This window comes from Nocardia ignorata NBRC 108230 (assembly GCF_001612905.1).
In the GTDB taxonomy this organism is placed as follows: Bacteria; Actinomycetota; Actinomycetes; order Mycobacteriales; family Mycobacteriaceae; genus Nocardia; species Nocardia ignorata.
In genome coordinates this window covers 14,927-37,528 of the sequence record NZ_BDBI01000022.1, presented here as the reverse complement: position 1 = coordinate 37,528, position 22,602 = coordinate 14,927, and the positions used below count along the sequence as shown (strand labels likewise).

The window sequence follows — 22,602 nt, the reverse complement described above, 5'->3', positions numbered from 1 at the left end:
TCTTTCACTGCGCGGTGTAGCCGCCGTCGACGAGGTGATAGCTGCCGGTGATGAAACTGGCGGCGTCGCTGGCGAGGAACAGGACCAGGTTGGCGACCTCGTCCGGCGTACCGAGGCGGCCGATCGGATGCTTGTCTTCCAGGAACTTGGTGGTTTCGGGATCGTCGGCCAGGAGCGGGGTGCGGATGTAGCCGGGTCCGACGGCGTTCACACGGACATTCTGCCGCGCGTATTCGAGCGCACCGTTCTTCGTCAGGCCGAGCAGCGCGTGCTTGGCGGTGACATATCCGGCGTATTCGGGATTTCCGACACTGGCGAGGATCGAGGCCATATTCACGATCGCCCCGCCACCGTTCGCCGCGAGCACCGGCAATTGCTCGCGCATTCCGTAGAAGACGGAATCGAGATTCACCGCCATCACCTTGCGCCACCCCTCGATCGAATAATCACCGATCGCGTTGCGCTCCCCCGTGATCCCCGCATTGTTCACAGCGATCCCCAACGGCAACATCTCCTGTGCTGCGGCAACACTCCTGGCCACATCGCCCGGATCAGCCGCATCCCCGGCCAAAGCCACCGCAGTCCCCCCGTTGACCACGATCTCGTCGGCGACCTCCCGCGCCGCCCCCTCGTTCAGATCGAACACCACCACCGACGCCCCGTTCCCCGCCAGCCCGAGCGCCACCGCCCGCCCGATCCCCGACCCCGCCCCACTCACCACAGCCGACCGATGCCCCACCTCGTAAACAGCCACGCCGATCCTCCATCCCGTTGCTACCGCACCGATGAATCAGGACGAGCTCACCATTTCACAGTAGACAGACGATCGGCTTGTCGAGCGATGCCGCACGAAAAAGCCCTGACCCGAACGTCGGGTCAGGGCTGAGAGAGCCCCCTGTCAGGATTGAACTGACGACCTTCGCTTTACAAGAGCGGTGCTCTACCACTGAGCTAAGGAGGCGGGTCCCCGGAGGGCAGCGACCATCATAACCGGACACGTCCGCCGCGTGACACCGAGTTCGGTGTCACGCGGGGACGCCCAGCGAGCGGTCCCGGCGCAGTATTCGGAAGGTACCGGTCAGGACTGGGCGCGGGCGGCGTCGTCGGCGGCCATGGCGTCGCGCAGGCTCTTGGGACGCATGTCGGTCCAGTTCTTCTCGACGTACTCGACGCACGCGGCCCGGCTTTCTTCGCCGAACACGACACGCCAACCCGCCGGGACCTCCGCGAACGCGGGCCACAGGGAGTGCTGCTCTTCGTCGTTGACCAGAACGAAGAAGCGGCCGTCCTCGTCGTCGAAGGGGTTGGTGCTCATTTCACCTCACTGGATACTGGCGCTGTGTACGGGATCGCTGAGGCCGGCAAGCCCCGAGCGTTGTGTCGACCCTAGCAAGCCATACGTTACGCGTAGGCGGTTACCTCAGCTCGCGAAGAAATCGAGCAGGATCTTGTTCACGGCCTCGGGCCGTTCGAGGTAGCCGAAATGACCCGCGTCGGGGATTTCCTGGTATCGGGCGCCGGGGATGGCCTCGGCGACCTCGCGCGACAGGTACGGGGGAATCATCCGGTCGTCGGCGAAACCGATCGCCAGACAGGGCACGGTGATCGCGCGGTAGGCGGCCACGCGGTCGAAGTCGTGGTCCATGGCGCGCTGGGCGCGGATGCCCGCGGTGGCCGGTCCGCCGGTGAATTCGAACAGGTCGAGCCAGTCGCGGGCGGCGTTGCGGTCGGCCATGGTGGCGGGCGACAGGTTCATCACCGCGGTGACGGCCGCCTCGAACTTGGCGGGCAGCTGCACGCCCGAGGCGTCGAGGTCCTGCTCACCGGCCGACAGGGTCTTCTGGAACTGGTCGAGACGGCCGTGCCCGGCCATGAACACGGCCTTGCGCACGAGATCGGGACGGGCGAGGGCCAGTTCCTGGGCCACCCGCGCACCCATCGACGTGCCGGCGACCAGCGCGGGACCCTCGCCGAGGAGTTCGATGAGCGCGGCGGTGTCGGCGACCAGCTCCTCGATGCGCATACCGCCCGCGGCCTCGTAGGACGGCGCGATGCCGCGGTTGTCGAAGGTGCAGACCCGGTATCCGGCCGCGACCAGCGCGGGCACCTGGTGCAGCTCCCAGACGCGGCCGGGCGAACCGGTTCCCATGATCAACACCACCAGCGGACCGCCGCCCTTGACGTCGGTGCCCTTGGTACGGTCGCCCTTGACCTGATAGTTCAATGCGATGCCGTTCACCGTGGCCAGTGGCATGGGGAAACCTTTCGGTCGGGTTGACGAACCAATCCACGGTAACCGGCGCCCGATACTATTGACTACTCGCACGAAGAGCGTTGGAAAACCGGGAGGACGAACCACTATGGCCGCGAAGAGCACCGCCAACGACATCGCCGACGACGAGCTCGAGCCGCTGGCCGACGAGACCGCTCGCCAGGCGCAGCGCGTGGTCGCGGCATATGCCGAGGACGCCGACGAGTGCCGCATGCTGCTGTCGATGCTCGGCATCGGCCCCAGCTGAGCAACCACCTACTACAACCTCAAAACGGCACCCTGCGACGCAAAGGATGCGTGAGTGGACCAGATGATCGATGAACAGTCCAACGACCGTCCGTCCGAAGAACCCGTGGCACCCTCGGGTGCGGGATCGGGATTCGTCGTCGTCGCCAACCGGCTCCCGGTCGACCTCGAGAAACTGCCCGACGGCACAACCCGGTGGAAGCGCAGCCCCGGCGGTCTGGTGACCGCGCTGGAACCCGTACTGCGCAGCAACAAGGGCGCCTGGGTCGGCTGGGCCGGGGTGCCCGATGTCGACGTCGAGCCGATCATCGAGGACGGGCTCGAGCTGTATCCGGTGCCGCTGTCGTCGCAGGAGGTGGAGGACTACTACGAGGGGTTCTCCAACGGCACCCTGTGGCCGCTGTACCACGACGTGATCGTGCGGCCCGTGTACGACCGGGCCTGGTGGGCGGCCTATGTGGAGGTCAACCGGCGCTTCGCCGAGGAGACCGCGAAGGTGGCCGCCGAGGGCGCGACGGTCTGGGTGCAGGACTACCAGCTGCAGCTGGTGCCGAAGATGCTTCGCATGTTGCGCCCGGATCTGACGATCGGGTTCTTCCTGCACATCCCGTTCCCACCGGTCGAGCTGTTCATGCAGATGCCGTGGCGCACCGAGATCGTCGAGGGCCTGCTCGGCGCCGACCTGATCGGTTTCCATCTGCCCGGTGGCGCGCAGAACTTCCTGTACCTGGCCCGCAGGCTGGCCGGTCAGCCCACCTCGCGCGGCACCATCGGGGTGCGGTCCAAGCTGGGTGTGGTCCAGGTCGGTTTCCGCACGGTGCGCGTCGGCGCGTTCCCGATCTCGATCGATTCCGCCGAACTCGACGAGCACTCACGGCGCCGGTCGGTGCGTGAACGCGCGGCCAAGATCCGCGCCGAACTGGGCAACCCGAAGAACATCATGCTCGGTGTCGACCGCCTCGACTACACCAAGGGCATCGACATCCGCCTCAATGCCCTCCAGGAGCTCCTGGAGGAGGGCCGCGTCGACCCGGCCGAGACAGTGATGGTCCAGCTGGCCACGCCGTCGCGTGAGCGCGTACAGAGCTACATCAAGATGCGCGGCGACATCGAACGTCAGGTGGGCCGGATCAACGGCGAATTCGCCCGCGTCGGCTACCCGGTGGTGCACTACCTGCACCGGCCGATCCCCCGCGACGAGCTGATCGCCTTCTTCGTGGCCGCCGACGCCATGCTCGTCACACCGCTGCGTGACGGCATGAATCTGGTCGCCAAGGAGTACGTGGCCTGCCACAGCGACCTCAACGGCGCCCTGGTTCTCAGCGAATTCACCGGTGCGGCAGCCGAATTGCGGCAGTCCTACCTGTGCAACCCGCACGACCTGGACAGCGTGAAGGACGCGATCGTCGGCGCCCTCGACGACGACCGCGACACCAAACGCCGCCGCATGCGCTCCATGCGCCGCCAGGTCCTCACCCACGACGTGGACCGCTGGGCCCGCGCCTTCCTCGACGCCCTCTCCCAGGGCAATGTGGCCGGCTCCGCGCTACTCAGCGAGGACGACGACAACTACCCCGACACCAGCCGATAGGACTCAGACCGGCGTGACCTGGGAAACCAGCCAGCGATCGCCGGTCTTGTCCAGCGACACCCGGACGCGACTGCCCGAGGCGGTGCCCTGCGGCGCGTCCTTGCTCGTGGTCACCTGATTCAGGTACAGCAGCACCACCGCGTGCTCGGGTTCGGCGGAGATCACGCCTTCGGCCTGCGTTGTCGCCTTGACCGTGAGCTGCTTCTCCTTGGCGCCGGGCGCGATGGCTTCCTCGATGAGCCGCAGGTAGTCGTTGCGGAACGACTCGCTCAGGCCGTCGGCGGCCTTGGGCAGCTCGGTGTCGACCGTGACGTGTTCATAGCTGAACATGGCGCTCACCGTGCGGCTCGCCGTGCTCATCGCCTCGCCGCGGGCCTGCTCGGTGCGGTCGTGCTCCCACAGCTGGTAGCCGCTGACGCCGAGCACGGCGGCGGCGATCAGGCCGAAGACGGCGAGGACGCCGAAAATGATCTGTGCGCTTCTGCGGCTCATCCGACGAACTCCACTTTCGACACGGTCATGCCCGTCTCACCGTTGGTCACGGTGATGCGGAATCGGTACTGACGCGATTGGGGTTCGGGCGAACCGTTGTTGGTCACCGTCTGCTTGGCGGCGACGAGCACCTGCGCGGATTCGAGGTCGGCCGAGACGATGGCCGACTCGACAACGCTGCCGTTGGACACCACGTTGGCTTGCTTGACGACATCCATGAACGGGTCCACTCGACCGTCGAACTCGGACTTGAAGTCGCCCGATGCCACGGCAAGGATGCGGTCGATGTCTTCCTTGGCGGATTCGGCGCGGATGGTCGTCAGGTTCAGCACGGCCTGACGTGCGGTCTCGGTGTACTCCGCGCGCAGGTCCTCTTCGGCGTCGGTCATGAACGCGGCGACAGCGGAGAGCCCCGCGCCGACCATGAGCGCGAGCACGAGGACGGCCGCCGCCGCGACGGCGAGGACGCGACGCACGCGCGACTTCTTCTCCGCGTCGGGAACGTTCGGCACCGCCGCGTCCTCGGACTGCGCGATGCCGCCGGTGAACTTCACGGTCGGAGCGGACGAATCGACGGCGTCCTTGTCGATCTTCTCGGTCGGGGCGGTGGGCTCGACGGCATCCTTGCCGAACTTCACGGTGGGTGCGGCGGCGCCCTTCGTGAACTTCACCGTGTCCGCCGACTCGGCGGCCTCAGCGGCTGGTGATACGGATTCGCTTTTACTCACGGCCACCGTCACGGCCGCCTTGTCCTCGACCGGTGGCCCGGCCGAGCGTGCTGCCCGGCGACGCGGGCGGCGGTTGTCGTTGTCGTTCATCGTTGCTGCTCCTCCAACATCGCCTGCCAGCTGGCCGGAACGGTGCCCGAACCATCGGTGGCGATGTCACCTTGGCGGTAGGTGCGTCCGTCTGTTCCCAGGTACGTACCCGTCGACGGATCATAGGGGCGCGCTGCGGCGGGCGTCACAGCGCCCGTCGATGCGCCTGCCGGTGCGGACGCCGGAGCGACCGGCTCGACCTCGCCGAACGGCGGGTTGTTGCCCTCGGGCACGAACCCGGTCCGGCACAGTTCGGGGGTGGGTGCGCGGCGGCCGGGGAACTCCATGCACGGGGTGTTGCGGATGCCGCGGACCGCGATGTTCGAGTCCTGCGGGACCTTGCAGTACAGCCCGGGCGGAGTGTCCATCGGCGTCAGCTCGCTGGGCTGGCGCCACTGCTCCGCGGGCAGGAAGCCGGTGGTGCAGGCGGGCGGGTCGTTGAGCACGGTCATGAAGTCGACCATCACGCCGTATTTGGCCGGACCGCGGATGGCGGTGCGCAGCGCCGCGATCAACGGCGGGAAGACGACCAGGAGTTGTTCCACGCTGGCGTCGTAAGTCACGCCGACCTGACCGAGGCTCACCAGGTTTCGCGCCAGCAGCGGCAGGGTGGGACGCAGATCCTGGAACTGCTTGTTCACCACCTCCATCGCGGAAGGGCCGTTGTTCATCAGGTTTCGCAGCGTCGGGTCGCTTTCGCGGAGCTGGTCGGTGATCGTTGCCAGATCGTTTGTCCAGGAACGGATATCGGCTTCGGACTCGATCTGGGTGTCGAGCAGCGGGCCGATCTGGTCGAGCAGCTTCTTGGTCGGTTCGATGTCGGTCTCGGCCTGCTGGATCAGCAGCGCCGCGGAGTCGATGAACCGTTGCAGGTCGGGTCCGGCGCCGTTGAACGCCAGGAACGCCTCGTCGATCACCTGGCGCAGGCGGGTGTCGGCGACGGTGGCGAGCAATTTGTCGGCCTGGTCGAGCATTGCGCCGACGTCCTGCGGCAGATGGGTGCGCTGCACCGGGATCACCGAGCCGTCGCGCAGGTGTCCGTCGGCGGGCTGTTCGCTCGGCACGAGGTCGACGTACTGCTCGCCGATCGCCGAGACACTGCGCACCCAGGCACTCGAATCGGCGGGGACCTTGTAGTCGCTGTCGATCGACAGGTCTGCCTCGACGCCCGCGGGCGTGAGCCGCACCGCCTCCACCTTGCCGATGTTCTGGCCCCGATAGGACACATTGGCCGTCGGGTAGAGCCCGCCGGTGGCGGCGAGCTGCACGGTCACCGCGTACCGGCCGATGCCGAACATCGCGGGCACATGCAGGTAGCTGCCGCTCATCACGACCAGACCGATCACGGTGAGCACCGCGAAGATCGCGAGCTGGGCTCGCACGAACCGGGTGAGTTTCATCGACCCGCCCCTTCCTGGCCGGGCAGCGGCGCGGTGATACCGGGGATGGCGGGCAGGCCGGGAATGGACGGTAGCCCGGGGATGGCGGGTGCGGGAGCCGGTGCGGGCGCCATCGGCGCGGTGGCGGGGTCACCGGCATCCGTGGCGGTCGACGGCGCGAACGAGCCGACCACACCCTCGACACCGCCGAAGCGACCGCCGAGCGGCGTACCGGTGAGCCAGTTGCTGTCGAGACGGCTGGCGGTCAGGTCGAAGGTGATGAACAGATTCAGGTAGTCGCCCATGATCGCGTTGTCGATATTCCTGATCGGGAACGGGAAGGTCGGCAGGATGCCGAGCGCCTGGATCAGGTTGGTTCCGGTGTCGGCCAGCGTCTGCAGCACGGGGCCGAGACTGCGCAGGTTGGCCACCAGGTCGTCGCCGCTGGTCTTGATCAGTCGTTCGCTGACGTCGCCGAGCTCACCGAGCGCCGTGATCGCCCGGGCGATGTTCGCCGATCGGTCGGCCAGGGCGGTGAGCGCGGGATGGATCTGCTCGATCGCCTCGGCGATCACCTCACGCTGACCGGCCAGTTTCACCGCCAGCCGATCCAGACCCTCCATCGCGGCGATGATGCTGCCGGTCTGGCGCTGCAACCCGGTCGTCAGCTCGTTGAGCTGCGGGAGCAGGTCGGCGATCTCGCCCTCACGACCGTTCACCATCGCGTTCAGCTCGGTGGTGATCGTCTCGAGCTGGGCGATCCCGCCGCCGTTGAGCACCACCGACAGCGACGACAGCACCTGTTCGGTGGTCGGGTAGGCACCGGCCCGTTCGAGCGGGATGACATCGCCGCCCCGCAACTGTCCGGTCGGCGGTTCGCTTGTCGGGGCGGCCAATTCGACGTGGTTGCTGCCGAGCAGACTGGTCTGCCCGATCTTGGCGACCGCGTTGGCAGGCAGGCGCACATCGGGATTGAGCGAGACCGTCACCAGCGCGTGCCAGCCTTCGACCTCGATCCCGGTGACGTTGCCGACCTCGATGTCGTTCACCCGCACCGGCGAATTCCGGGTCAGCGTCGTGACATTGGGCATCTGGATGCGCACCGTGTAAGAGCCGTCCATCCGCCCTTCGGAGCCCGGCATGGGCAACGAGTTGAGCCCGTCGAACTGACAGCCGGTGGTGGCGAGCGCCACGGCGACGCCGACGGCCAGCCCGGCGAGTATGCGCCGCCTCATCGCGGTCCTCCTGGAATAGCAAGCCCCGCAAGGCCTTCGGGCACGGTGATCGGTGCCGCGCCGGGCGGCTGGTCCTGCTGGACCGCACCTTCAAGGCTCGGGTCGCTGTACACCAACTGCTCAGGGAAGGCGGTGACGCCGCTGGCCGGGTTGGTCATGATCGGCACATAGTTCATGGCGAGCGAACTGATCACGGGCGCGAGAAATTCCGCGCACAGGTCCGCGGATTTGTCGGAGTTGTTGTGTTCGATGGCCCGGATCGACCCGCACAGGAAGCTGAGCGGATTGGCCGTGTTGTTCAGTGCGACAGCACCGGTGAGCGAGCCCTGAGCCGGTTTGTAGAGCTGGTAGAAGTTCACCATCGCCGTGGGGCCGGAGTGCAGCACCCGTTCGATCTCGGGCCGATTGTCCACCAGCGTCTGGGTGACATCGGCGAGTCGCTCGACGCCCTCGGTCAGCTCACCACCGGTGCCCTCGAGGAACCGCTTCACATCGGCCAGTGCCACATCGAGACTGTCCAGACCGGCGCCGAGTTCTTCCGACGCACCGGCCAGCACCGACGACACCGACGCGAGCCTGCCGCTGAACTGCACGATCTGCTCGTTGCTCGCCGAGAGCACCTCGACGAACTTCTGCAGGTTGCGGATGGTGGCGAACAGGTCGGTCCGCCCGTCGGACAGGGTTGTCAGGGTCGCGGACAGTTCACGCAGGGTGTCGCGGAACTTCTGGCCGTTGCCGTCGAGGTTCTGGGCCGCGGTGTCGACGAAGCGGCCGAAGGAGCCCTGCTTGTCGTCACCGACCGGACCGAGCGCCGCCGACAGTTTGGTCAGCTCGGCCTTGATCTCGTCCCACTCCACCGGCACCGCGGTGCGCTCGAGCGGAATCTGCGCTCCGTCGGCCAGTTTCGGGCCGCCGCTGTAGGCAGGCGCGAGCTGCACGAACCGGGCCGAGACCAAGGACGGCGCGATGATGACGGCGCGCGCGTCGGCGGGCAGGTCGATATCGCTGTCGATGCTCATCTTCACCTGAACCTGGCCGCGGCCCGGTTCGATGGAGTCGATGCTGCCGACGGTGACGCCGAGAACGCGCACCTCGTCGCCCGCGTACAGACCGGTGGTCGAGGTGAACGAGGCGGTCACCGTGTTCTTTCCGACGCCGGTCACGAGGTAGACACCGACCGCGACAAGCGCCGCGATCACCACCACCGCCACCGCGATCGTCCAGCGCGGCAACCCGCGCACCTGCTGGGTGACACTCATCGCGGCGGATCCTCCTCGGCAGGAGCGATGTACGGCGTCCTGGGGTGGGTGAAGATGTCGATCACGTCCTGGGGCAGTTGTTCGGGCCAGACCAGCGCGTCGACGAGCGGACGGAGCTCGACACTGGACGCGTTCACCACGTAGGCGTTGAACCAGGGCCCGTTGCCGACCTGCTCGCCGAGCGCGGCGGCGTAGGGACCGAGACCGTCGAGGGCGTCGTTGAGATTCTGTTTATTGCGCTGGAGCAGGGCGAGGACCGAATTCAGGCGGTCCAGCGTCGGCCGCATCTGCGGCTCGTTGTCGGCGACCAGGCCCGAAAGCTGTTTGGCCACATCGTCGATGTACACGACGAGCTGGTTGATCGCGGCCCGGCGCCGGTCGAGCTCGCCGAGCAGCGCGTTGCCGTCGATGAGCAGCGTGTTGAGCTGGGTGCTGCGGTCGGCCAGGATCTTGGTGACGTTCTGTGCCCTGGCCAGCAGGTCGGTCAGCGCCTGGTCGCGGGTGTTGATGCTGCGGGAGAGCGCGGTGACACCGTCGAGCGCGTTACGCAGCGGTCCCGGCGTATCGGCGAACGCCGCCGACAGCGTGTCGAGGGTCTGGTCGACCTGCTCCAGGTCGAGGTCACGCACCGTACCGCCGAGATCGCTCAGTGCTTCGTTGAGCGAGTAGGGCGAGGTGGTCCGCTCGACCGGAATGGTGTCCCGCGCGCCGATGGCGCCGGGGCCGTCCGGTACCACGTCCAACGATTTGCGGCCGAGCACGGTGTTGGTCTTGATCGCGGCAGTCGTCTTCTCCCCCAGCACGATCGACTCGTCGAGGTCGAACTTCACCAGGACCTTGTCGCCGTCGAGGTTCACCTGCCGTACCTCGCCGGAGCGCACACCGGCCACATGCACCGGGTCGCCGGGGACGAGACCGCCCGCGTCGAGGAAGTTCGCGGTGAAGGTCGCACCCGAGCGGATGAACGGCAGGTCGGTGAATTGCAGCGTCGCGAGCGAGATCGTCAGCGCCAGCACCACGCCGACGATGCCGATCGTCGCCGCAGGCGAGGACTCGTCATTCATTGGGCTTACACCTTCCGGTGACCTGCAGCGCCGGCATGTGGACTTCCATCGGCTTGCCATCGGGGCCACTGATCAAAAAGTTGGTACCGCAGATGTAGAGCTGAAGGAAGGAGCCGTAGGCGCCGATCCGGATGAGCTTCTTGTAGGTATCCGGCAGTCTGTCGAGCACCCATTGGATGTGATCGGACCCCTCGTCCAGGTTGGTGGCGAGCCGACCGGTCTGTTCGATGGTGGAGCGCAGATCGGGACGGGCCTGCACCAGCAGGTCGTTGACCTCCTTGGTCGCGCCCGCGATCCTCGGCAACGCGTTGCCGATCGGATCGCGCTCCGCGGACAGGTCGCTGACCAGGCGCTGCAGTTCGTCGATGGTGGTGGCGAATTGGTCGCCGCGATCGCTGACCGTGGCGAGCACGGTGTTCAGGTTGTCGATCACACTGCCGATCAGCGCGTCGCGATCGGCCAGGGTCTTGGCGAAGCCGCCACCGCTGTTGAGCAGCGACACGAGCGTTCCGCCCTGCCCCTGGAAGATCTGCAGCAGCGCCTCGGTGAGGTCGTTGACCTGCGCCGGGTCGAGCCCGCGCAGCAGCGGCTTGAATCCGCCGAGCAGCAGGTCGAGGTCGAGGGCCGGCTGGGTCTGCTCGAGGCCGATGGTGTCGCCGTCGGAAAGCCGGCGAGCCGAACCCGGCCCCTCCAGCAGCTCCAGATACCGGTCGCCGACCAGGTTCTCGTACTTGATCGCCGCCCGGGTGCTGGCCAGGACCGCGTACTTGGTGTCGACATCGAACTCGACGTGCGCGAGGTTGTCGTCGCCGACCTTCACCGAGGTCACCGAACCCACCGGCACACCGGCGATGCGCACCTTGGCGCCGGGCACCATGCCCGAGGAGCTGGTGAACACCGCGCGATAGCCGTTCTCGCTGGAGAACCGCGCCTGACTCAAAACGATTGCCAGACCGGCGAATACCAGCGTCATCACCACGGTGAAGATCGCCAGTTTGATCGTCGTCCCTGTGTTCTTCACCGTGTCACTCCCGGCATTCCGTCCAGCAGCAGCTGGAATACCCGAGGCATGCCGTGGAATTCGTGGCGCGTGGTCGGTGCGTATGGAGCGCCCTCGCTGGTGTCGGTCACCAGGTAGTCCGAATGGCTCTCCGGGACGCGGTCCAGCACGCCTTCACAGCGCGGGCCTCCGGTCGCGTTCACCTTGGGCAGGTCGTCCGGGTAGCTGTAGGGTTTGGCACCGAGCATGAAGCTCGCGTTCATGCCGACACCGGGCAGCAAACCACCCATCATGTCCTCGGCGATCGGGATCAGTGTGCCGAGTCCGTTGACCACACAGCTCACCGATTCGCGGTAGTCGTACAGCAGCGCGGTGGAAGGACGCAGCAGGTCGAGTGCGGTCACCAGATCGTTCTCGTTCTCCCGCAGGACAGTTCCGGCCGTGTCGGACAGGCCGATCACATTCACCAGCACGTTGTCGAGCTGACCCTGCATTTCGGTGATGGTCTGCGCGGTGCCCGTCGAATTGTCGACCGTGCGCAACAGCGGATCGGCGACATCGGCGTAGATCCCGGTCACCTGCGCGGTCTTGTCCAGGTCCGTTTGCAGCGTGGGCAGGTACGGATTCAGTTCGCGCAGATAGCGATCCGATCGGACGAGCAGATCGCCGAACTTGTCACCGCGCCCTTCGAGGGCGGTACCGAGCGCGGTCAGGGTCGCGTTCAGCTTTTCGGGCTCCACCTGGGCGAGCACATCGGACAGGTGCTGGAACAGGGTGTTGAACTCGACGGTCACCGAGCTCGCCGAGACGGTGCTGCCCGGCGCCAGCGACTTCGAAGAAGGCTGTTCCGGCACAATGAAATTGACGTATTTGGCACCGAACACCGTGGTCGAGCGGATGTCGACCCCGGCGTTGTCGGGCACGAGCTTCAGCTGGTCGGGGTCGAGTTCCAACCGCAGGGTCGCGCCGTCGGCGGCCAGGTCGATGTCGGCGACCCGGCCGATCTCGACGCCGCGCACCTTCACCTTGGCGTCGGGGTCGAGGACCAGGCCCGAGCGTGGCGCGTCGACCAGCACCACGGCGGTGTTGGTGAACGCGCCCTGGAACAGCGCGATCGCGAAGGCCGCGCCCGCGACGAGTACGCCGACGAGGGCAAGGGCCGCGAGCTTGCGCCCGAGCCCGCCCTGCAGTGCGGCAACGATCCGTGAGGTGTCCATACCGCTATCCCGAGAGGTGGAAGTTGCCGGAGGTGCCGTAGATGGCCAGCGAGATCAGCAGCGTCACCGTGACGACCGCGACCAGCGAGGCCCGCACCGCGTTACCGACCGCCACACCGACGCCGACCGGACCGCCCGCGGCGTGGAAGCCGTAGTAGGTGTGGATCAGCATCACGGCCAGGGCCATCACCATCGCCTGCGCGAACGACCACAGGATGTCGCTGGGGATGAGGAAGGTCGAGAAGTAGTGGTCATAGACGCCCGCCGACTGCCCGTAGATCACCACGGTGGCGAAGCGGCTGGCGATGAACGAGGCGATCACCGCCAGGGCGTAGAGCGGCACGATCGCGATCATGCCCGCAAGCACCCGGGTTCCCACCAGGAACGGCACCGGCCGGATCGCCATCGATTCCAGCGCGTCGATCTCTTCGGCCACGCGCATGGCGCCGAGCTGGGCGGTCGCGCCCGCGCCGATGGTCGCGGCCAGGCCGATACCGGAGATCACCGGCGCCGCGATGCGCACATTGATGAAGGCGGCGAAGAAGCCGGTGAGCGCCTCGACGCCGATATTGCCGAGCGAGCTGTAACCCTGCACCGCGATGGTGCCGCCCGCCATCAGCGTCAGGAAGCCGACGATGACCACGGTGCCGCCGATCACGGCGAGAGCGCCACTGCCCATGCTGATCTCGGCGATGAGCCGGATGGTCTCGGTGCGGTAGTGCACAAGTGCGCGCGGTACCGAGCCGAGTGCCTTGACGAAGAAGATCGCCTTGTCACCGAGGGAGTCCAGCGCTTTGGACGCCCGCTCGTAACGACGGACCGCCCGCGGGAATTTGGAACGAACTACGAAGGCCATGTGTTCACCGCACCGTGAATTTCAGGCCGATCGCGGTGACGACGACATTCACCACGAACAGCGCCATGAAGGCGAACACGACGGTCTGGTTCACGGCGTCGCCAACACTCTTGGGCCCGCCTTTCACCTGCAGCCCGAGATAACAGGCGACCATTCCGGCGATGAGCCCGAACAGGCCCGCCTTGATTTCGGAGATGATCAGCTCGGGCAGATTGGTGAGCAGCGGAATGCCGTTGACGAAAGCACCGGGATTCACGCCTTGCAGAAACACCGAGAACGCGAAGCCACCGACGATGCCGACCGTGCACACCAGGCTGTTGAGCATCAGCGCCACGAACATCGAGGCGAGCACGCGCGGCACGACCAGCCGGCTCACCGGGTCGATGCCGAGCACCTTCATCGCGTCGATCTCCTCGCGAATGGTGCGGGCGCCGAGGTCGGCGCAGATCGCTGTCGCGCCCGCTCCGGCCACGATCAGCACCGTGACGATCGGGCCGACCTGCGTGACGGCGCCGAACGCGGCGGCCGCCCCGCTGAGGTCGGCGGCACCGATCTCGCGCAACAGGATGTTGAGGGTGAAGACGACGAGCACGGTGAACGGGATCGCCACCAGCAGCGTCGGCAGGATGGAGACGCGGGCGACGAACCAGGACTGGTCGACGAACTCACGCCATTGGAACGGCCTGCGGAAGGCGGCTCGTGCCACTTCCGCGCCGAGTTCGAAGAATCCGCCGACTGCCCGCAACGGGACAGCAAGGAGGTCGTTCACCGGCAATCCTCCTCGTTAGACGGGCGGACCATGGCGTCCGCGTTTCCGTACCTCACCGCCACCCCGATCTGAAGACTGCCCAAAGACTAGAACACGTTCTCGCGAATGTCTGCGATTTCCGGAGACTTGTACCAGGAGTTTTTCCCGGAAAATGCCGTCCGAACTGAAACGACTCCTGACCGCTTCACCCAGACCTCCTGTGAGACACCACACATGCCGACGTCCATGTCTACCAATACCTGGACCGGCGTACAACAGATCTGCGGCGAGCCGGGACGGCGACTTTCCGCCCGGCCAACATCGGGCAACCTCAGCCGAGATCGCGAAGCGCTCGCGCCGAGAAAGTGTGATCGGCCGGGCGGCCCGCGAAGTACTGCCGCAGGGTCGAGGCGAGATCGTCCTCGGCCCACTGTTCGCCCGCGGCGTCGAAGCGCTGCTCGACCGTCGGCGGCGCCATCAGCGCGACCATCGGGCCGTAGACCACGAAGACCTGCCCGTTCACCTCGTCGGCCGCGGGTGAGGCCAGGTAGGCGACCAGTTTCGCGACATGTTCGGGAGCCAGCGGGTCGACCTGCCCCTCGGGCGCCTCGGAGAAAACAGCCTCGGTCATGGCCGTGCGCGCACGCGGGCAGATCGCGTTGGCCCGCACGCCGTAGCGCGACAATCCGCGCGCCGCCGAAAGGGTGAGTGCAGTGATGCCCGCCTTGGCCGCACCGTAGTTCGCCTGGCCTTCCGGACCGAGCAGACCGGCCTCGGAGGAGGTATTGATCAACCGCCCGTACACCGGTTCGCCCGCCGCTTTGGCGGCCGTTCGCCAATACGAGCAAGCATTGCGCGATAAAAGAAAATGGCCGCGCAGATGAACGGCGAGTACCGCGTCCCAGTCTTCGTCGGACATGTTGAACAGCATGCGATCGCGCGTAATACCCGCATTGTTGACAACGATATCGAGGCCCCCGAGCGATTCCCGCGCGGTGGCGACGAGCGCGTCGGCAGTGGCACGTTCGGCGATACTTCCACCGACGAATTCCGCTTTTCCGCCGAGTTCGCGTATTGCGGCGATCGTTTCGGCGGCCGCGTCCTCGGTGAGGTCGTTGACGACCACCGCCGCGCCCGCCGAGGCCAGCGCGAGCGCCTCGGCCCGGCCGAGACCCGCGCCCGCACCGGTCACGATGGCGACCCGGCCCTCCAGTGAAGTCTGCATCACACTCATCGGGCCGACTCTAGAACGTGTTTCACCATACGACAAGAGGTGATTACGCCAATCTCAGCGCGGCCTTCGGGCACTGCGCCACTGCCTCCTCCGCGTCGGCGACGCGGTCGGCGGCGACATCACCCTCGGCGACGGTCAGCTGATCGTCGTCATCGAGTTCGAACATGTCAGGGGCGATTCCGACGCACACGCCATTCGCTTCGCAGCGGTCGAAATCGACGATGATCTTCATGGGATCTTCCTTCCAGACGGTCTCGGCGAGAGTAACCCGGATGGCATACCTCGCGCGGCGGAACCGGCACCGATTCACTGTCAATACTGGAACATGTTCCAGTTGCTGTGCAATGATCGGCTCACCGAAGCTGGAGTTCGACACCGAGGTGGGAAGCATGCGCGTCGCGTACACGCCGCAGCAGGAAGAATTGCGCGCCGAGCTGCGCGCGTATTTCGCCGGGCTCATGACACCGGAGCGCAAGAAGGCGCTGAGCCTGCAGACCGGCGAGTACGGCGAGGGCGACGTATACCGCGAGGTGGTGCGTCAGATGGGCCGCGACGGCTGGCTCACGCTGAGCTGGCCCAAGGAGTACGGCGGCCAGGACCGGACCACCATGGATCAGCTGATCTTCGTGGAAGAGGCCGCCATCGCGGGTGCGCCCGTCCCGTTCCTGACGCTCAACTCGGTGGCGCCGACCATCATGCAGTACGGCACCGAGGAGCAGAAGAAGTTCTTCCTGCCCCGCATCGCCGCCGGTGAGCTGCACTTCGCGATCGGCTATTCCGAGCCGGGCGCGGGGACCGACCTGGCCTCGCTGCGCACCGCCGCGGTGCGCGACGGCGACGACTTCGTCATCAACGGCCAGAAGATGTGGACCAGCCTCATCGCCTACGCCGACTACATCTGGCTGGCCGTGCGCACCGACCCCGCTGCCAAGAAGCACAAGGGGATCAGCATGTTCATCGTGCCGACCTCCGCCGAGGGCTTCTCCTGGACACCGGTGCACACCATGGCCGGGCCCGACACCAGCGCCACCTACTACCAGGATGTTCGCGTGCCCGCGTCGTCGATGGTCGGCCCGGAGAACGGCGGCTGGTCGCTGATCACCAACCAGCTCAACCACGAGCGGGTCGCTCTCACTTCGGCCGGGCCGCTGTCGCTCGCGGTGGCGCAGACGACGGCGTGGGCCCGCGACACGCTGCTGCCCGACGGTTCTCGCGTGATCGACCAGGAATGGGCACGGCTGAATCTGGCCCGCGTACATGCCAAGGTCGAATATCTGAAGCTGCTGAACTGGGAGATCGCCAGCCGCGCCGACCAGGGCGGCGAGGCCGCGCCGCGTCCGTGGGATGCCTCGGCGTGCAAGGTGTACGGCACCGAGCTGGCCACCGAGGCCTACCGGCTGCTGATGGAAGTGGTCGGCGCCGACGCCTACCTGCGCCAGGACTCCCCCGGTGCGGTACTGCTCGGCAGGCTGGAGCGGATGCACCGCGCCGCCCTGATCCTCACCTTCGGCGGCGGCACCAACGAGGTGCAGCGCGACATCATCGCCATGACCGCCCTGCGCCAGCCCGCCGCCGCCCGCTGATCCACGAAAGCCGGTAAACCGCCATGGATTTCACCCCTACCGAAGCCCAGACCGACCTCGCCCGCCTCACCGGCGAGGTCTGCGCCAAACTCGTCACCGCCGATCGGCTGCGTGAGCTCGACACACCGGGCCGCTTCGACGAGCAGCTCTGGAAGGCGCTCGCCGAAACCGGCGTGCTCGCTGCCGCACTGCCGGACGCGCTGGGCGGCAGCGATTTCGGCGAGCTCGAGCAGTCCGCTGTCCTGCGCGAACTCGGCCGCTGCGTTGCCGCGGTGCCGTACCTGTGGTCGATCGTGCTCGGTGCGGGTGCGCTCGCGCGGTTCGGCGAGGCGGACCAGCACGCGCTGGCACAGCGCGCAGGGGCGGGTGAGGTGGTGCTGACGGCGGCTCTGTCGGCGTCACTGCACGATCCGATCGGTGCACCCGGGATCACCGCGACTCCCGCCTCTGCCGACAGCCCCGCCTCCGCGGCCGATCCGGCGAGCAGCAACCCGACCGCTGCCGGTATCTCGGCCACCGATTCAGCCGGTGGCGCTTCGCCTTCGCGCGGCACCGGCGCCGCATGGACATTGACCGGCGTCGCGACGACCGTCCCGTACGCGGACCGGGCGGAGCGAATCCTGGTCCCCGCGTTGATCTCCGGCAATGACTCGGCTGCCGGCACCGTGGCGGTATTCCTGGTCGACCCGGCGAATGCCGCGGTGACGCCGCAGCAGGTCGTCGACCTGTCCCCCGAATTCCTCGTCGAGTTCGCGAATACCCCGGCCGAACTGCTCGGCACCGTGGAAGCCGGCGCCGACATCCTCACCTGGCTGCGCGAGCGCGCCTGGCTCGGCCTCTCCGCCCTGCAGCTCGGCACCCTGGAACGCGCACTCGACATCACCGCCGAGCACACCCGCACCCGCGAACAGTTCGGCAAGGCCATCGGCTCCTTCCAGTCGGTGGCCCAGCGCCTGGCCGACGCCTACATCGACATCGGCGGCCTCCGCCTCACCGTCACCCAGGCGGCCTGGCGCCTGTCCGAGGGCCTGCCCGCCACCGAAGCGGTACACATCGCCAAGTTCTGGGCAGCAGAAGCGGGCCACAAGGTCGCCCACACCGTCGTCCACGTCCACGGCGGCCTCGGCATCGACCGCGATCACATCACCCACAACTACTTCACCGCCGCCAAGCACCACGAATTCGCCCTCGGCGGCGCGACCCCCCACCTCCTCGCCCTCGGCTCGCAACTGGCGGGATAACCCATGGTCCGTGCCCGCCTACCCAGCGAAGTAGACGAGTTCCTTTGCGATGGCGGGCACTTCGAGGTTGCCCTGGCATACGTCGAGTACGAATTGCTCGGCACGGTCCACGTCGAACGCTTCATCCAGCGGATACCCGTTGAGGTGCAAGAAGACCCACGTCGCATACCACGCGAGCCTCTTGTTCCCGTCGACCAAGCCGTGATTTCGTGCGAGCGACTCCATCAGCGCGGCGGCCTTCTGCCAGACGTCAGGGTAGGCGTCTTGGCCGAAGACGCTCGACTGCGGCCGCGCCAGCGCCGAATCCAGCAAGCCGTAGTCCCGGACATCCAGCGTTCCCAGACGCCTCGCCAAAGCGATCAGCTCGGACAGCGTCAAAAACTGCATCAGGCGAGTCTGCGATTCAGCTCTTCACTTGCCCTCAGCACGTGATCTGCGGCTTCGTTGAACAACCGTGAGCGCTCGTTGATCGCAGCGATGACGGCATCGTGCGCGAATTGCTGCATGCTGCGCCCTTCCGCCTCGGCGCGCTGCCGCAGAGCGTCCAGTTCGTCGTCGGAAAACCGCACATTGAGACCCGCCATAGCCAGTATGGTACCGGGCGGTACCGCGTACTACCAGGAATTTCTCCGCCTGAGCAACCCGCTGCGGAGCTGGTCAGGGACCGGAGTTGCCCGAGTCCAAGTACTGCTGAATTACCGGTCCGATATCGGCGACAAGGCTCCCGGAGCGCATCTGCACGACCGGTGGGATGCGCAGGATGTAGCGGCACAGGGCCAGGCCGAGGAGTTGGGTGACGATCAATCCGGCCCGGCGCGGGGCGTCGGCCGGATCGCCGAAGCGCAGGACCGCGGGGAGGACCTGGGCGGCGAAGATTTCGCGGACTCGCTCGGCTACCGCGTCGTCGGTGATCGAGGTGCGCAGCAGGATCAGCAGGACGGTGTTGTCGCTGTCCTCCCAGATGGTGAGGAAGCGGCGGATCAGCAGCTCCCCCAACGTGTTCGGGTCGGCGGCACCGAGGTCGGGGAGGTCGAGGTCGATCTGGGCCGCGGCGGCGAAGAGGCCGTCCTTGGAACCGAAGTAGCGCATCACCATCGATGGGTCGATGTCGGCGTCGGCGGCGATGGCGCGGATGGTGGCCTTGGCGTAGCCGTCGGCGGCGAAGCGGGCGCGGGCAGCGGCGAGGATGGCCGCGCGGGTGGCATCGGAGCGTCGGACCGGCTGCTCTTGCTGTGCGGATGACATGCCAACGATTGTAGGCCAACAGCTGTTGACTTTCTAGCGCCCCTGGGTCTACCGTTATGCCTACAAGCGTTGGCAAACATCCGTTGACCAGGAGTCGAAATGGCCGCCACCACCCTCCCCGCAACCACTTCCGTAGTCATCGTCGGCGCGGGCCCCGCCGGCCTCACCACCGCGATCGTGCTCGCCGAAGCGGGCGTCGAGCACGTGCTCATCGACCGTCTCGCCGAGGGCGCCAACACTTCTCGCGCCGCCGTGGTACACGCCAGGACACTCGAGGTGCTCGACGAGCTCGGTATCGCCGACGAACTCGTCGGACTCGGCATCGAGGTGCCGACCTTCAAGGTGCACGACGGCCCGAAGACCCTGGCCACCATCGAATTCGGTGGCCTGCCGACCGCGTTCCCCTACACCCTGATGGTCCCCCAGGATGTCACCGAGCGTGTCCTGCTCGCTCGCCTCCACAAGGCGGGCGGGCGGGTGCACCGCCCGATCACGGTGACCGCGGTCCGGAACGAAAAGGACTCCGCCACCGTCGAATACGTGAACGCCGACGGCACACCGGGCAGCATCGCGGCCGACTACGTGGTCGGCACCGACGGTATGCACAGTGTGGTCCGCGAGCAGGCGGGCATCGGCTTCACCGGCGACACCTACCCCGCCTCGTTCGTCCTCGCCGACGTCCGGATGACCTGGCCGTCCCCGCGTAGCGAGGTATCCCTACACCTTTCACCCGAAGGCGTCACCGTCGTCGCCCCGCTCCCCGACGCGGACGGCGAGCGCTACCGCGTGGTCGCCACTGTGGACGAGGCACCCGAACACCCCACGCGCGCGGACATCCAGGCCGTCCTCGACGCCCGCGGCCCGGCGGGCGAGGTCCGCGTCGACGAGGTCCTGTGGAGCTCACGCTTCCGCGTGCACCACCGCGTCGCCGACCGGTACCGCGCCGGGCGTGTCCTGCTCGCGGGCGACGCCGCCCACGTCCACAGCCCCGCGGGCGGACAGGGCATGAACACCGGCATCCAGGACGCCGCCCTGCTCGGCACCCTGCTCGCGAAAGTCGCGGCGGGCGAGTCGGATTCCCTGCTCGACACCTACGAAACGACCCGTAGGCCCATCGCGACCGAAGTCGTAGCCTTCACCGATCGCATGACGAAAATGGCCACCCTCGGCTCCACCCCCGCCCGCGCCCTCCGCAACACCGCCATGCGCGTCCTCACCCGAATCCCCGCCGTCCGCACCCGGCTCGCCTACCAACTCGCCGAACTCCGCGCCCGCTGAGCCACCACGTTCTGGTGGCGGCAAAGCCCGAGAGGCCGCCACCAGAGCGTGGTGATCACATGTCCAGCGGTGGCGAAGGCCCGGTAGACGCGAATCGGCCCGCTCAGCGAGATGCTGGGCGGGCCGATTCGATGGTGTCAGCTCAGGAGGCGCCTGCGTCGGCGTGCTCATCGGCGGGACGGGCGTCGGTCTGCTCCTTGGCCCAGCGGTAATCGGGCTTACCGGCGGGCGAGCGCTTGATCTCGTCGACGAACCACAGGCTGCGTGGCTGCTTGTAGGAGGCGATCTCCTGGGTGAGCAGCGGCCTCAGCTCGGTGAGGGTGGGGCGCTTGTCACCGCGACACTGGACCACGGCACACACTCGCTGACCCCACCGCTCGTCCTCCACACCCACGACGAGCGCGTCGAAGATCTCGGGGTGGGCCTTGAGCGCGCCCTCCACCTCTTCGGGGTAGATCTTCTCGCCACCGCTGTTGATGCTCACCGAACCACGGCCGAGCATGGTGACGGTGCCGTCCTCCTCGACGCGCGCGTAGTCGCCGGGGATGGCGTAGCGAATCCCGTTGTACTCCTTGAAGGTCGCGGCCGACTTCACCTCGTCCTTGTAGTAGCCGAGCGGGATGTGGCCGCTGCGCGCGAGCATGCCGACGACGCCGGAACCGGGCTCCACCGGCTTGCCGTCCTCGTCGAGCACCTGGGTGGCCGCGTCGATCTTCACCCGCGGACCACCGGTGTGGGTGGCGCCCTTGGTTACCAGCGCCAGACCGCCGAAGCCGGTCTCCGAGGAACCGATGGAGTCGGAGATCATCCGGTTGGGCAGTACCTCGAGGAACTTGTCCTTGAGCGAGGGCGAGAACAGCGCGGCGCTGCTGGCGAGCACGTACAGCGTCGAGAGGTCGTAGGGCTCACCGGTTTCCGGGTTGCCCTCGGCGAGCGCGTCGAGCATCGGGCGCGCCATCGCGTCACCGGTGATGAAGAGCAGGTTCACGCCGTGCTTGTCGACGGCCTGCCAGACACCATGCCCACTGAATTCTGGGATCATCACGGCCTTGCCGCCACCGAACAGGCTGTGGAAGGTGGCCCACTGCGAGCCGCCGTGGATCATCGGCGGGATCGGGTAGCGCACCATCTGCGGGTTGGCGGCGCCGACCTTGGCCAGCTCCCATTCGTCCTTGACGTATTCGCCGGTCACGAAGTTGATGCCGGCGCCGAGTACCCGCCAGACGTCCTCGTGGCGCCACATGACGCCCTTGGGCAGGCCGGTGGTTCCGCCGGTGTAGAGCATGTAGATGTCGTCGGGCGAACGTTCGCCGAAGTCGCGCTCGCCGGACGAATCGGCAAGGGCCGCTTCGTATTCCACCGTTCCCGGCGCGGCCGGGGTGTCGGTGCCGTCCTCGACGACGATCACCGTCTTCAGGGCGGGCACCTTGTCGCGCACCGCGGCCACCCGGTCGGTGTAGCGGCGCTCGTGGATCAGGGCGACCATGTCCGAGTTGTCGAAGATGTGTAGTAACTCGTTCTCGACGTAGCGGAAGTTGACGTTGATCATCACCGCCCGCGCCTTGAAGACGGCGACCATCGCTTCGACGGCCTCCACGGTGTTCCGGCTGTAGATTCCGACTTTGTCGCCGGGACGTACACCCTGTTCCAGCAGGTAGTGGGCCAATTTGTTGGCCCGCTCCTCCAGTTCGGCGTAGGTCGACTCACGATGTTCGCCGACCAGCACGATCCGGTCGGGCATCAGGTCGACGGCGTGTTCGACGAGATCGGCTATGTTGTAGCTCACAAAGACAAAAATAGAACGTGTTACTGTTTCTGACAAGGCTGAACGTCAGGAGACATCG

The 22,602-nt window shown here is 66.9% G+C and carries 24 protein-coding genes and 1 tRNA gene; 5 read left to right on the top strand and 20 right to left on the bottom strand.

Annotated elements, in window-relative coordinates:
* Positions 1–4 precede the first annotated feature (4 nt).
* The 4 genes from NI2_RS18385 to NI2_RS18370 form a co-directional block, all read right to left on the bottom strand.
* Positions 5–754: an SDR family NAD(P)-dependent oxidoreductase gene (locus tag NI2_RS18385; protein ID WP_067492293.1), complete on the bottom strand. Its 750-nt coding sequence runs from the start codon at positions 752–754 to the stop codon at positions 5–7.
* 135 nt (positions 755–889) lie between these two features.
* Positions 890–961, bottom strand: a tRNA-Thr gene (locus tag NI2_RS18380).
* A gap of 117 nt (positions 962–1,078) precedes the next feature.
* Complete coding sequence (locus NI2_RS18375; protein ID WP_022565839.1) at positions 1,079–1,315, bottom strand: MbtH family protein; 237 nt, start codon at positions 1,313–1,315, stop codon at positions 1,079–1,081.
* A gap of 105 nt (positions 1,316–1,420) precedes the next feature.
* Complete coding sequence (locus tag NI2_RS18370) at positions 1,421–2,254, bottom strand: alpha/beta fold hydrolase (protein ID WP_067492292.1); 834 nt, start codon at positions 2,252–2,254, stop codon at positions 1,421–1,423.
* Between the two features lie 106 nt (positions 2,255–2,360).
* Between NI2_RS18370 and NI2_RS34485 the strand changes: the two genes are divergently transcribed.
* Both NI2_RS34485 and NI2_RS18365 read left to right on the top strand, forming a co-directional pair.
* Entirely contained in the window at positions 2,361–2,519 is a 159-nt protein-coding gene (locus NI2_RS34485) for a hypothetical protein (protein ID WP_166655756.1), read from the top strand.
* Positions 2,520–2,582: 63 nt separating this feature from the next.
* Complete coding sequence (locus NI2_RS18365) at positions 2,583–4,109, top strand: alpha,alpha-trehalose-phosphate synthase (UDP-forming) (protein WP_067492313.1); 1,527 nt, start codon at positions 2,583–2,585, stop codon at positions 4,107–4,109.
* A 3-nt stretch (positions 4,110–4,112) separates the two neighbouring features.
* On the opposite strand, the gene NI2_RS18360 is transcribed toward NI2_RS18365, so the two are convergent.
* The 12 genes from NI2_RS18360 to NI2_RS18305 form a co-directional block, all read right to left on the bottom strand.
* On the bottom strand, positions 4,113–4,601 hold the full coding sequence (locus tag NI2_RS18360; RefSeq protein WP_067492291.1) for an Rv1363c family protein: 489 nt from the start codon (positions 4,599–4,601) through the stop codon (positions 4,113–4,115).
* On the bottom strand, positions 4,598–5,419 hold the full coding sequence (locus NI2_RS18355; protein WP_067492290.1) for an Rv1363c family protein: 822 nt from the start codon (positions 5,417–5,419) through the stop codon (positions 4,598–4,600). Before NI2_RS18355 ends, NI2_RS18360 begins: the two co-directional genes overlap by 4 nt.
* Positions 5,416–6,819: an MCE family protein gene (locus NI2_RS18350; RefSeq protein ID WP_067492289.1), complete on the bottom strand. Its 1,404-nt coding sequence runs from the start codon at positions 6,817–6,819 to the stop codon at positions 5,416–5,418. Before NI2_RS18350 ends, NI2_RS18355 begins: the two co-directional genes overlap by 4 nt.
* Positions 6,816–8,033, bottom strand: coding sequence for an MCE family protein (locus NI2_RS18345; RefSeq protein WP_067492288.1), 1,218 nt, complete (start codon positions 8,031–8,033; stop codon positions 6,816–6,818). Before NI2_RS18345 ends, NI2_RS18350 begins: the two co-directional genes overlap by 4 nt.
* Positions 8,030–9,292, bottom strand: coding sequence for an MCE family protein (locus NI2_RS18340; RefSeq protein WP_067492287.1), 1,263 nt, complete (start codon positions 9,290–9,292; stop codon positions 8,030–8,032). The genes NI2_RS18345 and NI2_RS18340 overlap by 4 nt, the downstream gene beginning before the upstream one ends.
* Positions 9,289–10,356, bottom strand: coding sequence for an MCE family protein (locus NI2_RS18335; protein ID WP_067492286.1), 1,068 nt, complete (start codon positions 10,354–10,356; stop codon positions 9,289–9,291). The genes NI2_RS18340 and NI2_RS18335 overlap by 4 nt, the downstream gene beginning before the upstream one ends.
* Entirely contained in the window at positions 10,349–11,377 is a 1,029-nt protein-coding gene (locus tag NI2_RS18330; RefSeq protein ID WP_084476514.1) for an MCE family protein, read from the bottom strand. Before NI2_RS18330 ends, NI2_RS18335 begins: the two co-directional genes overlap by 8 nt.
* Positions 11,374–12,573 carry an MCE family protein gene (locus NI2_RS18325; protein WP_067492285.1) on the bottom strand — a complete coding sequence of 400 codons (1,200 nt, stop codon included), beginning with the start codon at positions 12,571–12,573 and terminating at the stop codon, positions 11,374–11,376. The genes NI2_RS18330 and NI2_RS18325 overlap by 4 nt, the downstream gene beginning before the upstream one ends.
* A 4-nt stretch (positions 12,574–12,577) precedes the next feature.
* The gene (locus NI2_RS18320; RefSeq protein WP_067492284.1) at positions 12,578–13,429 is read right to left on the bottom strand and encodes an MlaE family ABC transporter permease; all 852 of its coding nucleotides are present in this window, start codon (positions 13,427–13,429) and stop codon (positions 12,578–12,580) included.
* 4 nt (positions 13,430–13,433) lie between these two features.
* Positions 13,434–14,198, bottom strand: coding sequence for an MlaE family ABC transporter permease (locus NI2_RS18315; RefSeq protein ID WP_067492283.1), 765 nt, complete (start codon positions 14,196–14,198; stop codon positions 13,434–13,436).
* 310 nt (positions 14,199–14,508) lie between these two features.
* The gene (locus NI2_RS18310) at positions 14,509–15,411 is read right to left on the bottom strand and encodes a 3-oxoacyl-ACP reductase (protein WP_067492282.1); all 903 of its coding nucleotides are present in this window, start codon (positions 15,409–15,411) and stop codon (positions 14,509–14,511) included.
* A gap of 43 nt (positions 15,412–15,454) precedes the next feature.
* Positions 15,455–15,643: a ferredoxin gene (locus NI2_RS18305; protein ID WP_067492281.1), complete on the bottom strand. Its 189-nt coding sequence runs from the start codon at positions 15,641–15,643 to the stop codon at positions 15,455–15,457.
* A gap of 157 nt (positions 15,644–15,800) precedes the next feature.
* Here NI2_RS18305 and NI2_RS18300 point away from each other — a divergent pair, with 157 nt between their 5' ends.
* Together NI2_RS18300 and NI2_RS18295 are read left to right on the top strand one after the other, a co-directional pair.
* Entirely contained in the window at positions 15,801–16,994 is a 1,194-nt protein-coding gene (locus NI2_RS18300; protein ID WP_067492311.1) for an acyl-CoA dehydrogenase family protein, read from the top strand.
* Positions 16,995–17,017: 23 nt separating this feature from the next.
* Positions 17,018–18,235 carry an acyl-CoA dehydrogenase family protein gene (locus NI2_RS18295; protein WP_067492280.1) on the top strand — a complete coding sequence of 406 codons (1,218 nt, stop codon included), beginning with the start codon at positions 17,018–17,020 and terminating at the stop codon, positions 18,233–18,235.
* A gap of 18 nt (positions 18,236–18,253) precedes the next feature.
* On the opposite strand, the gene NI2_RS18290 is transcribed toward NI2_RS18295, so the two are convergent.
* From NI2_RS18290 to NI2_RS18280, 3 genes are all read right to left on the bottom strand, one after another.
* A complete protein-coding gene (locus NI2_RS18290) occupies positions 18,254–18,622 on the bottom strand; it encodes a type II toxin-antitoxin system death-on-curing family toxin (RefSeq protein ID WP_067492279.1) in 369 nt (122 codons plus the stop codon).
* On the bottom strand, positions 18,622–18,819 hold the full coding sequence (locus NI2_RS18285) for a YlcI/YnfO family protein (protein WP_067492278.1): 198 nt from the start codon (positions 18,817–18,819) through the stop codon (positions 18,622–18,624). Before NI2_RS18285 ends, NI2_RS18290 begins: the two co-directional genes overlap by 1 nt.
* A gap of 73 nt (positions 18,820–18,892) precedes the next feature.
* Positions 18,893–19,480 (bottom strand): TetR/AcrR family transcriptional regulator, encoded by a 588-nt coding sequence (locus NI2_RS18280; protein ID WP_067492277.1) that lies wholly within the window; start codon positions 19,478–19,480, stop codon positions 18,893–18,895.
* Positions 19,481–19,579: 99 nt separating this feature from the next.
* Between NI2_RS18280 and NI2_RS18275 the strand changes: the two genes are divergently transcribed.
* Complete coding sequence (locus NI2_RS18275; protein ID WP_067492276.1) at positions 19,580–20,758, top strand: FAD-dependent monooxygenase; 1,179 nt, start codon at positions 19,580–19,582, stop codon at positions 20,756–20,758.
* A 142-nt stretch (positions 20,759–20,900) separates the two neighbouring features.
* Here NI2_RS18275 and NI2_RS18270 read toward each other — a convergent pair whose 3' ends face one another.
* Positions 20,901–22,544, bottom strand: coding sequence for an acyl-CoA synthetase (locus NI2_RS18270; protein ID WP_067492275.1), 1,644 nt, complete (start codon positions 22,542–22,544; stop codon positions 20,901–20,903).
* Between the last annotated feature and the right edge of the window lie 58 nt (positions 22,545–22,602).

What these genes read in the sequence shown, in the direction of transcription:
- NI2_RS18375 (WP_022565839.1), bottom strand. Translation starts at nt 1,315, where the DNA reads ATGAGCACCAACCCCTTCGACGACGAGGACGGCCGCTTCTTCGTTCTG.
- NI2_RS18370 (WP_067492292.1), bottom strand. Translation starts at nt 2,254, where the DNA reads ATGCCACTGGCCACGGTGAACGGCATCGCATTGAACTATCAGGTCAAG.
- NI2_RS34485 (WP_166655756.1), top strand. Translation starts at nt 2,361, where the DNA reads ATGGCCGCGAAGAGCACCGCCAACGACATCGCCGACGACGAGCTCGAG.
- NI2_RS18365 (WP_067492313.1), top strand. Translation starts at nt 2,583, where the DNA reads ATGATCGATGAACAGTCCAACGACCGTCCGTCCGAAGAACCCGTGGCA.
- NI2_RS18360 (WP_067492291.1), bottom strand. Translation starts at nt 4,601, where the DNA reads ATGAGCCGCAGAAGCGCACAGATCATTTTCGGCGTCCTCGCCGTCTTC.
- NI2_RS18355 (WP_067492290.1), bottom strand. Translation starts at nt 5,419, where the DNA reads ATGAACGACAACGACAACCGCCGCCCGCGTCGCCGGGCAGCACGCTCG.
- NI2_RS18350 (WP_067492289.1), bottom strand. Translation starts at nt 6,819, where the DNA reads ATGAAACTCACCCGGTTCGTGCGAGCCCAGCTCGCGATCTTCGCGGTG.
- NI2_RS18345 (WP_067492288.1), bottom strand. Translation starts at nt 8,033, where the DNA reads ATGAGGCGGCGCATACTCGCCGGGCTGGCCGTCGGCGTCGCCGTGGCG.
- NI2_RS18340 (WP_067492287.1), bottom strand. Translation starts at nt 9,292, where the DNA reads ATGAGTGTCACCCAGCAGGTGCGCGGGTTGCCGCGCTGGACGATCGCG.
- NI2_RS18335 (WP_067492286.1), bottom strand. Translation starts at nt 10,356, where the DNA reads ATGAATGACGAGTCCTCGCCTGCGGCGACGATCGGCATCGTCGGCGTG.
- NI2_RS18325 (WP_067492285.1), bottom strand. Translation starts at nt 12,573, where the DNA reads ATGGACACCTCACGGATCGTTGCCGCACTGCAGGGCGGGCTCGGGCGC.
- NI2_RS18320 (WP_067492284.1), bottom strand. Translation starts at nt 13,429, where the DNA reads ATGGCCTTCGTAGTTCGTTCCAAATTCCCGCGGGCGGTCCGTCGTTAC.
- NI2_RS18310 (WP_067492282.1), bottom strand. Translation starts at nt 15,411, where the DNA reads ATGAGTGTGATGCAGACTTCACTGGAGGGCCGGGTCGCCATCGTGACC.
- NI2_RS18305 (WP_067492281.1), bottom strand. Translation starts at nt 15,643, where the DNA reads ATGAAGATCATCGTCGATTTCGACCGCTGCGAAGCGAATGGCGTGTGC.
- NI2_RS18300 (WP_067492311.1), top strand. Translation starts at nt 15,801, where the DNA reads ATGCGCGTCGCGTACACGCCGCAGCAGGAAGAATTGCGCGCCGAGCTG.
- NI2_RS18295 (WP_067492280.1), top strand. Translation starts at nt 17,018, where the DNA reads ATGGATTTCACCCCTACCGAAGCCCAGACCGACCTCGCCCGCCTCACC.
- NI2_RS18290 (WP_067492279.1), bottom strand. Translation starts at nt 18,622, where the DNA reads ATGCAGTTTTTGACGCTGTCCGAGCTGATCGCTTTGGCGAGGCGTCTG.
- NI2_RS18285 (WP_067492278.1), bottom strand. Translation starts at nt 18,819, where the DNA reads ATGGCGGGTCTCAATGTGCGGTTTTCCGACGACGAACTGGACGCTCTG.
- NI2_RS18280 (WP_067492277.1), bottom strand. Translation starts at nt 19,480, where the DNA reads ATGTCATCCGCACAGCAAGAGCAGCCGGTCCGACGCTCCGATGCCACC.
- NI2_RS18275 (WP_067492276.1), top strand. Translation starts at nt 19,580, where the DNA reads ATGGCCGCCACCACCCTCCCCGCAACCACTTCCGTAGTCATCGTCGGC.